Genomic DNA, 12,488 nt, shown 5'->3' on the forward strand with positions numbered 1-12,488 from the left:
CCGCGATGACCGCCTCCACCATCCTGTGCGTCAACGGCCGGCATGTCACCGTCGAGGCCGACTCGAAGACGCCGCTGCTCTATGTGCTGCGCAACGATCTCGGCCTCAACGGACCGAAATATGGCTGCGGGCTGGGCGAATGCGGCGCCTGCGCGGTGCTCATCGGCGATCGCGCCGCGCGCTCCTGCACGGTGCCGATCGGCGCGGTGAAGACGCGCCCCATCACCACGCTGGAAGGGCTGGGCACCGAGCGGGACCCGCACCCCGTGCAGGCCGCCTTCATCGCCCATCAGGCGGCGCAGTGCGGCTATTGCCTGAACGGCATGATCATCGCCACGGTGGCGCTGCTGCGCGCCAATCTGCACCCGGCGGAGGCCGAGATCCGCCAGGCCCTGCGCCATCATCTGTGCCGCTGCGGCACGCATATCGAGATACTCGCCGCCGTCCGGGCGGCGGCCGCGCCCGCCGATACCGGGGACAGGACACGCGGGGACAGGACATGCGGGGACAGGACATGACCGCGCCTCACGATCGCCCCGCAGCCGACTACCGGGCCGATGCGGATACACTGCTTGTCGCGCGGCCCGTCGCCGGCGGCGCGCCGGAGCTTTTCCTCGCGCTGCGGGCCGATGGCGGCATCACCGCCTTCAATGGCCATGTCGACCTTGGCACGGGCATCCGCACCGCGCTGGCGCAGATCGTCGCCGAAGAGCTGTCCGCGCCGTTCGAGCGCGTGACGATGGTGCTGGGCTCCACGGCCGCGACGCCGAACCAGGGCCCCACCATCGCCAGCGAGACCATTCAGGTCGCGGCCGTGCCACTGCGCCAGGCGGCGGCGACGGCGCGCGCCTTCCTCGTCGATGAGGCCGCGCAGCGCCTTTCCTGCCCGCCCGGCGCACTCCACCTTGAGGACGGCGTGGTGCGCGCGGCGGAGGGGGACAACCTGTTCGTGACGGTCGGCGAACTCATCGCCGGCCGCGCGATCCGCCTTGCCCTCGATCCGCAGGCGCCGCTGAAACCGTCCGCCGCGTACACGCTGGTCGGCCGCGCGCAGCCGCGTTCCGATATATCGGCCAAGGCGACGGGCACTTTCCAATATGTGCATGATGTGCGCGTGCCGGGCATGGTGCATGGCCGGGTGGTGCGTCCGCCCCATGCCGGATTCGATCTCGGCCCGCATGTCGGCGCCAGTCTCATCTCGGTGGACAGGGCCTCGGTCGCGGATATTGCCGGCCTGATCGACGTGGTGGTGATCGGTGATTTCGTCGGCGTGGTCGCGACGCGCGAGGAGAACGCCGTCGCGGCGATGCGCCAGCTCAAGGTGGCGTGGCGGACGCCGCCGCGCATCCCCGATCTCAACGCGCCGGAAGCGCCGCTGCGCGACAACCCCTCCACCGCCCGCGTGCTCGCCGATCGCGGCAATGTCGGGCGGGCGCTGGACGCCGCGCCCGGGGCGATGGAGCGGACCTATGTCTGGCCCTATCAGATGCATGGCTCGATCGGGCCCTCCTGCGCCGTCGCGGAGTGGCAGGACGAGGGACTGACCGTCTGGTCCGGCACGCAGAACCCGTTCCCGATGCGCCGCGATCTGTCGCGCCTGCTCGACCTGCCGGAAGAGCGCATCGTGGTCGAGCGTCTGGAGGCCGCCGGCTGCTATGGGCGCAACTGCGCCGATGACGTGACGGCCGATGCGGCGCTGCTGTCGCGGGCGGTTGGCCGCCCCGTGCGCGTGCAGCTGACCCGCGAGCAGGAGCACGGCTGGGAGCCCAAGGGTGCCGCGCAGGTCATCGATGTTCGCGGCGCGCTGGACGCGGAGGGCGGGCCGGCCGCCTATGATTTCGAAACGCGTTACCCCTCCAATCTCGCGCCGACGCTGGCCCTGGTGCTCACCGGCAAGGTACCGCCGGTCGCCGATGTCGCGCAGATGGGCGATCGCACCGCGATCCCGCCCTATGCCATCTCCAACCTGCGCGTCACCGTCCATGACATGCCGCCGATCGCGCGGGCCTCATGGTTTCGCGGCGTCTCGGCGATGCCGAACAGCTTCGCGCATGAATCCTTCATCGACGAACTGGCCAGCGCCGCAGGCGTCGACCCCATCGAGTACCGGCTGCGCTATCTCACCGATCCGCGCGCCATCGACCTCGTGCGGGCGGTGGCCGAGAGGGCGAAATGGCAGCCCCACACCGGCCCGTTCAGCCATGGGCAGGCGGGCGACATCCTCTATGGTCGCGGCTTCGCCTATGCCGTCTACATCCATGGCACGTTTCCCGGCACGGCCGCTGCGTGGGCGGCGTGGGTGGCGGACGTCGCGGTCAACAAGGTTACCGGCGAGATCGCGCTGACGCGGGTGATCTGCGGTCAGGATACCGGCCAGGTGGTCAATCCCGACGGCGTACGCCACCAGATCCACGGCAATGTCATCCAGTCGACCAGCCGCGTCCTGAAGGAGGAAGTGCGCTTCTCGCAGACGGCGGTGGCCAGCTTGGAGTGGGGCGCCTACCCGCTGATCACCTTTCCCGAGGTGCCGGATATCGATGTGCTGATGATCCCGCGCCCGGACGAACCGCCGCTTGGCGCGGGCGAATCCGCCTCCGTGCCCAGCGCGGCGGCCATCGCCAACGCGGTGTTCGATGCGACCGGCATCCGCTTCCGCGAATTGCCGCTGACCCCCGAGAAGGTCCGCGCCGCGCTCAACCCGCTGACACCGCCCGCGTCGGCGGCGCAGGAAGAGAAGAAGCCGGCAAGGCGAGGCTGGGCGTGGCCGTTTGCCGGCGTGCTGTGCGGGGCGCTGGCGGCCGGTGCCGCCCTGCTGCCGTGGCGCGCGCCCATCGCGCCGGTCTCGGCCATGGGCGGCGACGTCTTTTCCAGCGCCGCCATCGAGCGCGGGCGCCTCGCCGCCGCGGCAGGCGCCTGCAATGTCTGCCATGTCGGCGCGGATGGCACGGCCTTCGCCGGCGGGCGGCCGCTGGAAACGCCGTTCGGCACCGTCTACGCCTCCAACATCACGCCGGACCGCGCGGCGGGAATCGGCTCCTGGAGCTACCGCGCCTTCGAGCGCGCCATGCGGCAGGGGATCCGCCGCGACGGCCGGCATCTCTACCCCGCCCATCCCTACACCTCCTTCGCGAAGGCCGACGAGCGCGACATTCAGGGGCTCTACGCCTATCTCGCGACGCAGGCGTCGTCGCCGGTTGCCGCGCCGGAGACCCGGCTGCGCTTTCCCTTCAGCCTCCGCCCGCTGATGGCCGGCTGGAACGCGCTGTTCCTCTCCAGCGCGGCGGCGCCCGCCGACCCCGCCCGCAGCGCGGAATGGAACCGGGGCGCGGAACTGGTGGAAGGGCTCGGCCACTGCGCGGCCTGCCATTCGCCGCGCAACGCGCTGGGCGCGGAGAAGACCGGCGCGGCGCATCTGGCCGGCGGCTTCGCCGATGGCTGGCACGCGCCGGCCCTGTCCTCCGCCTCGCGGGCGCCCGTGGGATGGACGGAAACGGCACTGTACGACTATCTCCGGACCGGGCGATCCGCCGATCACGGCGCGGCCGCCGGGCCGATGGCGCATGTGGTGGAATCGCTCGGGCCCTTGCCCGACGCCGATATCCGCGCCATGGCGACCTATCTCGCCAGCCTCAACACCGCGACACCGGCGCGCGATGCCTCGGCGGTCATCGCCGCGTCCGAGACCGCAGCCACCCGCGCCGCCATGGCCGAACCGGTCGGCGCGCGCCTGTTCGAGGGGGCCTGCGCCGCCTGCCATGGCGCCGGCACCCGCCTGCCGTCGCTGGCGCTGAACAGCAATCTTCACGCGAACCAGCCCACCAACGTGCTGGCCGCGCTGCGCGCCGGCATCGCGGCGCCGGCGGGCGAACCCGACGAGACCATGGCGATGCCGTCCTTCGACGCCTCACTGGACCAGCGCGCGCTGGGCGATCTTCTGCGCTATCTCAGGGCGCGCTTCGCCCCCGAGCGCGCACCGTGGCAAAATCTCTCGGACGCCATCGCCTCCGCCCGTAACGCCCCCGGGCCCTGACCTTGAAGTGTGGAACTCTCCCGATGCTTTTGGATCCGAACATCGCCCCGGCCGAGGCCTGGAACAGCTGGTCCGAGCGGCCGGCGGAAATGGTGTTCCTGCCGCTCGGCGTGCGCATCACCCCGGTGCTCTATTCCAGCAAGATGCGGCAGGCGACGCTGATCCGCCCGCCCGAGGAAATCCGCTTCGGCCGGCATGACCTGCGCGGCGAGCACATCTCTTTCGAGACGTTTCACGGCGGCACCCGCCTCGCCTTCGCCTATGAAAAGGGAGACCCGTTCACCTTCAGCGGCGGCTGGGAGCGCGTGGAGGGCGGCGAATGGGGCCTGCGCTACTGGGTTGTCCTCGCCATCAGCGCGGCCGGCCATGAAGTCCAGTTCGACGCAGCGAGCGGCAGCGCGATCGTCGAGGTGGGCGGGCGCTTCGTCGCGCTGGCCTCCAGCGAGGCGCCGGTGCTGGTGACCACCCATGACGATGCCGAGGCGCTGGCCGCCGACATGCAGGCCAATGGCTATTTCGACAAGTCGAGCCGCGGCACGCGAGGGGCCACGCTCGGCCTGCGCTTCAATCTGGAAATGATGCCCCGGCAGCGTTTCGCCGCCGCCGTGGCGGACAATCGCGACCTCGCCATCGCGACGGCGCGGCAGGCGCTCGAAGCTCCCCCCGCGCCGGGCGTGGCGTTGCAGGAGGGCCGCAATGCCGGCGCGCTCGACGCGGTGCGCGACGTGCTCGGCTGGAACACCGTGTTCGATGCCAGCCGGCGGCGGACCTATACGGCGGCGAGCCGCATCTGGGGCCTCGGCGATGCCGTGTGGTTCAACGACCAGTGCTTCGCGGCGCTGATGGGCAGCGTGCTCGACGCGCCGTTCGGCCGCGCCAATCTCGCGGTGGCGCTGTCCAATGCGACGCCGCAGGGCAACATGGCCTGCCTGGTCAACCCCAGGGATGCCTGGGTCGATCGCAGCCAGGCTCCGCACGGGGCCTTCACCGTGTGGTCGATGTATCTGCGCAGTCGCGACCGCTCGCTGCTGGAGGCCGCCTTCCCGCCGCTGGCGCGCAACCAGCTGTGGTGGCGCGCGAACCGCGATCCCGAGGGGCGCGGGTTGGTGTCCTGCGGCACCTCCGATGTGGGCGATGCCATGTACAAGGGCACCGCCTTCGGGGCGCGCAACGAGACCGGCATGGACAATTCGTCGACCCATGACGAGGCGGTCTATGACCCGGTGACGCGCACGCTCTCCACCTTCGACGTCGGGCTCAATTCGGCGCTGGCGCTCGATGCGCAGATGCTGGCGCGGATGGCGCGCGAACTCGGGCGCCACGACGAGGCCACCCGGTTCGAGGGGCTGGCCGCCGTTACCCGCACGCGCATTCACGATGAACTCTGGGACGCCGAACGCGGCCTGTTCGCCAATCGCCAGCGCGACGGCGGTTTCGTGCGCAGCGTCTCGCCGACCAGCTTCTTCCCGCTGCTCTGCGGCGCGGCGGATGAGGAACAGCTGCGGCGCCTGCTCTTGCATCTCGCCGACCCCGACATGTTCGCCACCCCGTTCGGCCTGCCCAATGCCACGCGCAACGACCCTGCCTATCGCGACGATACCTATTGGCGCGGCCGGATCTGGCCGAATGTGAACTTTCTCGTGTGGCAGGGCTTGCGCCGCTACGGCCTCGACGCGCCCGCCGATGCCCTGGCGGAGGCGAGCTTCGCGCTGTTTCTCGGGCCCTGGTCGGCGCGGCGCCTCTGCGGCGAGAATTACGGCGCCGAGACCGGCGAGATCGACGACAAGCCGGGCAACGACCCGTTCTACACGTGGGGCGCCATGCTGCCGCTCATGGCGGTGGCGCAGGTGATGGACGTCAGCCCGTGGAACGGTTGGGAAGTGACCAATGACGGCGCGCCCGCGCGGCTCGGCCCGCTGGCGAGCCCGGCCGGCGCGGTGACGGTCGCTGTCGCGGAGGGCGCGCTGACCCTGTCCGGCCCCGAGGGCGCCCTGTTCACCACCGATCTGAAGGGGCGGCTGACCCATATCATCGTGGAGCGCGGGCTTCTCTCCGTGACGCTTCCCGCGCGCATCGCGGCCGGCGCGTGGCTGCGGCTGGGGGAGGGGCCATCCGCCCGCTTCCTCACCGCGCGCTGCGACGGGCAGGAGGTGCCCACCCATGTCGATGAGGGATGCCGCGTGATCGATCTGACCGGCCTGCCGCCGGGCACCCGTCTCGATTGCCATGTCGAGCCCCGCGCATGAACGAGGATCCCACCGCACAGACCGCGGCACCGGCTTGGTTCCACACCCCCGGCCGGCCGTTCGAGGTCGCCACCTTCTGGTTCTGGCACCGCCTGCCGACCGGCGAGGAAATCCACACCCAGCTCGCCGACATGAAGGCGAAGGGCATCGGCATGGTGATGATCCAGGCGCGGCCGGCGCTGGAGCGGACCCTCTATCTGTCGCCGCCCTATCTGGAAGCCTGCCGCGCGGCCTGCGCGCAGGCGCGGCGCCTCGGGCTCGGCATCACGCTCTATGACGAATATGGCTGGATGTCCGGCCATGGCGGCGGGCGCACGGTGGAGGGGGGCGAGCACCTGCGCGAGCGGCACCTGTTCTGGGCGACGGGCGCCGCCGAAGCTTCCGAACTCATGGTGAGCGGAATCCGCGCACCGTTCTTCGATTTCATGGGGCAGATGGGCCGCGACTGGCTCTATGAGGGCGGTGTCGCCCGCTGGGGCGACTGGCGCTCCATTCTGGTTATTGCCCATCCCGCGTCGGTCACGACGCCGGACGATATCCGCCCGCTCGACGGTGCCGTCATCGAGGAGACCGGCCCGGATTCGTGCCGCATCCGTCTGGCCCCCGGCGTGTCGATCCCGGAGGGTTGGCGCGTGACAGCCTTCGTCTCGGCGCGGTGCCTCACCTCGCGGCTGGTGAACTACCTGCTGCCGGAAACCGCGCAGCGTTTCGCGGAGGCGGTCTATGGCCCGCTGCTGGCGGCCGCCGGCGGGCAGGCGGACAGCGTGTTCTTCGATCATCCCTATGCCGGCTTCTATTTGTGGAACGAACATCACGGCCCACTCGGCAACAGTCTCCTTTCCGACGGGACATCGGCCGACCCGGCGGACGCGCGCGCGCTGCTCTCGCTCACGTGCGATGTCGGGCCGGAATCCGCCCGGCTGCGGGCCGGTTATCTGCGCCGCTATGGCCAGCGGATGCACGAAGCCTTCTTCGGCACGCTGTCGCGCTGGGCGCGCGAGCACCATATCGGCCTCACCGGCCATGAGTTGCTCACCCATGTCGGAAGCTGGAACCTGCAGGGTGATCTCAGGGGATTCGACCCGCGCTCCATGCCCGGCATCGATTATTTCGGCATCGACGCCTACCGCACCGAGACGACGGTCGACGCCGCCGATTACGCCCCGCAACTGGCCGCGCGGTTTGGCGACAGCGTGGCGCGGGCGCATGGCCGCACGCGCTGCACGATCGAGCAATATGCGACGGGACGGGAGGTCGGCCTGCCGGCGCTGGCCGGGCAGTGGGGCCTGACGCCCGCGCGCTTCCGCGCCCAGTCGATCCGGCATCTGCTGTTCGGCGCGCGCCGCATCCTGCTGCACGCGGTCAACGTGACCGATGGCTTCGACGACGATCCGCGACCGCTGGCCAATCCGCGCTTCGATTTTCCGCCCGCCTTCAATTTCGAGCCGTGGTGGGAGGATTGCCACCTCATTTTCCGCGAACTCGCCCGGCTTTCCGCCTTTCTGGAGGAGGGCGAGCCGGTCCGTCCGGTCGCGCTGTTCTACCCCCTGCAGACGCTCTACGCCGAAGGACCGGACCACGCGTGCGGGGCCCATTTCGGCCGCTGGGCGCAGGCCCTCGCCCGCGCCGGCATCGGCTATGACATCGTCGACGAAGCCACGCTCGCGCCCGCCCTCGGGCACGAAACACGCTACGCAACACTGATCCTTCCCGCCGTCACCCTGTTCGGCACGGATGAGACGGCGGAGATCATCGCGGCCTTCGCCCGGCGGGGTGGACATGTCGTCCTCTCGCAGACGGCAGCGGACGCCCGCGTGAGCGAGGGCATCCTGCCCGATTTGACCGCGAGCGAGCCGGTCACGCGGCTTGTCGATCCCTCCGTCAAGACCATAACCGCGTGGGTTGGCCAGCTGGAGCGCCCCGTGCCGGATGTGCGCTTTGCCGATGGCGGCACGACCTGGTGCACGGCGTTGCATTGCGGGGACGAGTGGCGGCTGGCCGTCTTCAACGACATGGCGCAGGCGCGCGACCTGAGCATCGCCTTCGCGGCCGAGACTCTGGAGGGCGACATCTGGTGCCCGCGCACCGGGGAGAGGAGGGCGCTGCCCGCCTCCGCCTTCGACGGCCGCCATTTTCGCGGCACGTTGGCGCCCGAGGGCATATTGTGCCTGTCCATACGCGCCGCCGCGCCGCCTGTGGCCGCGCCTCGCGAGATGACGACCAAGCCCGCGCACGCCACCGAACCGCTCGCCTCCCTCACCCTGTCGGAGGGTTGGACGCTGGAGGCCGATGGACGCCCGCCCGTCCCCATCGCGGTGGACGGCGGCTGGGAAGGGCAGGGCTTTGACACCTTCGCCGGCACCGGCATCTACCGCTGCACGGTCCGGTTGCCCCGGATGGCCATGGCGCGCTGGCAGATCCGGCTTCCCGCGGTCCATGAGAGCGCCGAATTGTGGATCGACGGCGCCTGGGTGGGAACGCATATTGCCGGCGAGGCGTGTTTTCCCCTCCCGGCAGTATCGGGAGCGGACTGCCTCATCGAACTGCGGGTGAGGAACACGGCGGCGAACCGCTATTATGCCGGCTCGGCCTTCGGCGCGCGGCCCAGCCCCTCCGGCCTCACCCAGCCACCACGGCTTGAGGCGCTGTCGTCCTCCGATTGACGGGAGCGGGCGGCCGGGATGGCATCAGGCGGTGCCACCGGTTCAGCCGGCCCCCAGTCGCGACAGCACCGCGTCGGCTGCCCGCACCACGCCCGGATCGGCCTTCATCTGCGCCGAGATCGCGGCGAGGCGGCCTCGGAGCGCGTGGTCGTTCAGAAGCGCCTCGATCATGCCGCGCAACGTCTCGGGCGACCAGTCCGAGCGGTGCATGCTGCGCCCGGTGCCGGTATCCTGCGCGCGCCGGGCATTGTCGTGCCCGTCCCAGCAATAGGCCATCACCAGTGATGGCACGCCGTGGAACAGCGCCTCGCAGAAGGAATTGTTGCCGCCGTGATGGATGAACAGCGCCGACTGCGCGACGACGGAGGGCTGGGGAAACCAGCTGCCGAGAAACACATTGTCCGGCACTTCGCGATAGTCATCGAGAAACCCGCCGACATTCACGAAAAAGCGGGCCGGAATGGTCGCGAACACCGCGATCATGCGCCGGATCTGGTCGGTATCGATCGCGCCCAGGCTGCCGAAGCTCATATAGACCAGCGGCCCGTCATTGGCCGGCAGGGCCGGGGGATCGAACGGCACCTCGTCGCGCACGCAGCCTTCGAGAAAGGTGAAGCGATCCGCCGGCAGCGCCTCGGCGCGCGGATAGCGCACGGCGGAAGGCGCCAGAAGCAGGTTGAGCCAGTCGGAACATTCCAGAAACTGCCCCGGTGGCAGCGCGCGCAGCCCCCGGGCGCGACGGAAGGCGTTGTAGCGATGATGCGCGGGTCGCAGCGCGGCCGTGGCCGCCTTTTCCCAGAGGGCGCGGCCGACCGTGTCGTCGGGGCCAAGGCCCGAGAGATAGGGCGGCACGAGCGCATCCGGTATCTCGGTCTCGGCGCAGGACACCACCCGCGCCCAGGGCCGGCCGGAACGCAGGATCGCCGGAAACATGATGACGTTGTCCAGCAGGATGGCGTCCGGCTGGATCTGCCCGAGTAGCGCCTCCAGAGAATCGTCGACCGCGATGACCGTGTCGATGATCGCCTCCCAGGTCGGGGCGACATAGGCATCCAGCTGCGCCGCGGGCGTCAGGTCGAAATGGGCGAGATGCGTGTTGACGAAGTTCTGCCAGTAAGCCTCGCCACGCGCCTGCGCCGGGCCCGCCTCGGGCTGGAGGTGATATTCCCGGAAGCCGTATTCGGCGAAGACGCCGGTAAAGCCGGGATGGCACAGGAAGACCGGCTCCGCGCCGCGCGCCGCCAGTTCCCGCGCGATGCCGACGCAGTTGAGCGCCGCGCCGAAGCTCGCCTCGGGGAAAAGGGCAATGACGGGAGGGCGCTTCACGAAGCCGATCCTTTGCTGCGCGCGGGCGCCGGTTGCGCGCCCCGGAGCAGCGCCGACATGCCGCGCCCGGCGGTTTCGGGCCGGCGAATCCCGGAGCGACGCAGATGCAGCACCATTTGATCGGCCGCAAGCTCCAACTGGTTGCGCTCCAGACTGTCGAGAATGTCGAGATGCTCCTCCATCGCCTGACGCTGGCGAAACGGGGGCGGTGCGGCTTCCTTCTGCGCCATGCGCCGCAGCCGGTGATGCGCCAGAAGCGCGCCCTGCACGAAGCGGTTGGCCGAGCCTTCCGCGATCATCACGTGGAAATCGATGTCGAGACGCTGGAACCCCGCCGCCGTCAGCCGCCCGTCGGGCAGCAGCTGAAAGGCGCGCATCTGCGCACGCAGGGCGCTGGCGCGGGTGGGATCGAGCCCAAATCCCGGCGTGAGAATGGCCTGCGGCTCCAGTGTCAGCCGGAAGGCGAAGCTCTCGGCGATCGCCGGCGGGGTATCGAGCAGCGGCTGAAAGGCCCAGGCGCTGCCCGGAAGCTGGGAGACGATGCCATCGCGCGACAGTATTTTTAGCGCATTCAGTACTTCAACACGGGAGGCAGAATAACGCCGCGCCAGCGCGCTGACCGACTGCACGTCGGAAATGCGCCGCGCCGCGCGATCGGCCAGGATGCGGGTGAACAGACCCTGTTCGAGATCGGCAGCGGCAAGGCTCGCATCCGAGAGCCCGTCCTGCGCACTGCGCGCGAGAAAATAGCCCTCCTCTTCCTTCCATGTCAGAATATTGTTTTTTTCCAATATTTTAAAAGCAGACCGGATCGGCGTTCGGGACACGCCGCAGGCCTCGGCGATCGCCTGTTCCGGCATGTGCTCGCCCGCCTTCATGCCGCGATCGAGCGCCAGCGCCACGATCTGCTGCGCCAGCGACTGATGGTTGTGACGCGCGGCGCGGCGCCGTTCGGCCATGGATTTCCCCCGGAAGGCCCCTGCAGGGCGGGCAAGACAGGCAAAGAACCGTGAATACAGTTTGACGTATTTTTCCGCTTATACGTACTCTTGTCGTCAGCGGTCATCAAGAACCGCTCCTTCCGACACACCGCCTCCGGCGGGGGACAACAGGAGTTTGCAATGGTGGGAATTTCCTGCCGCGCGGCGGTCATTGCGGGCGTGGCGCTCAGCCTCACCGCGTTTTCCGCCGGCGCCGATCCGCTGGTGATTTCGAACTGGGACGGCTATCTCGCCCCCGACGCGATCAAGAAGTTCAACGAGGCCAGCGGCAACAGCGCCGAACTGGTGCTGCACGCCACCAACGAAGAGATCATGGGCAAGCTCATCGCCGCCAAGGGCAAGGGCTATGACGTGGTCTTCGTCTCCTCGCCCTTTGCCGAGGTGCTGCACAATCTGGGCCTGGCCGAGACGCTCGACCATGCCAAGATCCCCAATCTCGCCAATCTCTACCCGGAAGCGACGGTGCTCGCCCATGACAAGGGCAACAGCTTTTCCGTGCCCTATACCTGGGGCACCACGGGCCTGTGCTACCGCTCGGACCTGACCCCCGCGCCGACCTCGTGGAACGACCTGCTGAAGCCGACGGATGCGCTGAAGGGCAAGACCACGATGCTGGCGACCGACCGCTGGCTGCTGGCGGCGGGCTTCCTCGCCGAGGGCTATTCGGTCAACGAGACCGACAAGGCGAAGCTGGCGCAGACCCGCGACCTGCTGATCGCCGCCAAGAAGACGCTGCTCGCCTATGACGACACGACCTTTTATTCGAAGCTCGTCTCGGGCGAAGCCCAGCTGGTTCAGGCGTGGGATGGCTGGTGCAATTACGGCATCACCGAAAATCCGCAGATCAAGTATGTGATCCCGAAGGAAGGGTCGGATCTGTGGGTCGACACGATGGTGATCCTCAAGTCCTCCGAGCACAAGGACGCCGCCTACGCCTTCGTCAATTCCATGCTCGACGGCGCCAACCACCGCTGGGCGGCGGAGAATATTCTCTACAAGGTGCCGAATAAGGCCGCGATGGACGGGCTCGATCCGAAGCTGCTGGAGAAATACCCGAACATGACGATGACGCCGGTCGAGCTTCTCAAGCATGAGCAGCTTCGCGATGTCGGCGCCGCGCAGCGCGATTATTCGCGCACGGTCTCCGAGATCAAGGCGTCGAACTGACCCCCGCGCCCCTCTGCCCCTCAACCATCGAGCGCCCGTGAGCCGATCCGATTGC

The 12,488-nt window shown here is 69.2% G+C and carries 7 protein-coding genes; 5 read left to right on the forward strand and 2 right to left on the reverse strand.

The window, feature by feature from the left end:
• Positions 1-5 precede the first annotated feature (5 nt).
• The 4 genes from QOZ99_RS00140 to QOZ99_RS00155 are packed head-to-tail and all read left to right on the forward strand — an operon-like array spanning position 6 to position 8,939.
• Positions 6-518, forward strand: a complete 513-nt coding sequence (locus tag QOZ99_RS00140) for a (2Fe-2S)-binding protein (protein ID WP_306887837.1) — start codon at positions 6-8, stop codon at positions 516-518.
• The gene (locus QOZ99_RS00145; protein ID WP_306887838.1) at positions 515-4,030 is read left to right on the forward strand and encodes a molybdopterin cofactor-binding domain-containing protein; all 3,516 of its coding nucleotides are present in this window, start codon (positions 515-517) and stop codon (positions 4,028-4,030) included. The genes QOZ99_RS00140 and QOZ99_RS00145 overlap by 4 nt, the downstream gene beginning before the upstream one ends.
• A 23-nt stretch (positions 4,031-4,053) precedes the next feature.
• Positions 4,054-6,276, forward strand: coding sequence for an amylo-alpha-1,6-glucosidase (locus tag QOZ99_RS00150; protein ID WP_306887839.1), 2,223 nt, complete (start codon positions 4,054-4,056; stop codon positions 6,274-6,276).
• Positions 6,273-8,939 carry a carbohydrate-binding protein gene (locus QOZ99_RS00155; RefSeq protein WP_306887840.1) on the forward strand — a complete coding sequence of 889 codons (2,667 nt, stop codon included), beginning with the start codon at positions 6,273-6,275 and terminating at the stop codon, positions 8,937-8,939. Before QOZ99_RS00150 ends, QOZ99_RS00155 begins: the two co-directional genes overlap by 4 nt.
• A 42-nt stretch (positions 8,940-8,981) precedes the next feature.
• Here QOZ99_RS00155 and QOZ99_RS00160 read toward each other — a convergent pair whose 3' ends face one another.
• Complete coding sequence (locus QOZ99_RS00160) at positions 8,982-10,265, reverse strand: glycosyltransferase (RefSeq protein WP_306887841.1); 1,284 nt, start codon at positions 10,263-10,265, stop codon at positions 8,982-8,984.
• Positions 10,262-11,224, reverse strand: a complete 963-nt coding sequence (locus QOZ99_RS00165; RefSeq protein ID WP_306887842.1) for a GntR family transcriptional regulator — start codon at positions 11,222-11,224, stop codon at positions 10,262-10,264. The genes QOZ99_RS00160 and QOZ99_RS00165 overlap by 4 nt, the downstream gene beginning before the upstream one ends.
• Before the next feature lie 162 nt (positions 11,225-11,386).
• Here QOZ99_RS00165 and QOZ99_RS00170 point away from each other — a divergent pair, with 162 nt between their 5' ends.
• The gene (locus QOZ99_RS00170; RefSeq protein ID WP_306887843.1) at positions 11,387-12,433 is read left to right on the forward strand and encodes a polyamine ABC transporter substrate-binding protein; all 1,047 of its coding nucleotides are present in this window, start codon (positions 11,387-11,389) and stop codon (positions 12,431-12,433) included.
• The last annotated feature ends 55 nt before the right edge of the window (positions 12,434-12,488 follow it).

This window comes from Ancylobacter amanitiformis (genome assembly GCF_030814815.1).
GTDB classification, from domain to species: Bacteria; Pseudomonadota; Alphaproteobacteria; order Rhizobiales; family Xanthobacteraceae; genus Ancylobacter; species Ancylobacter amanitiformis.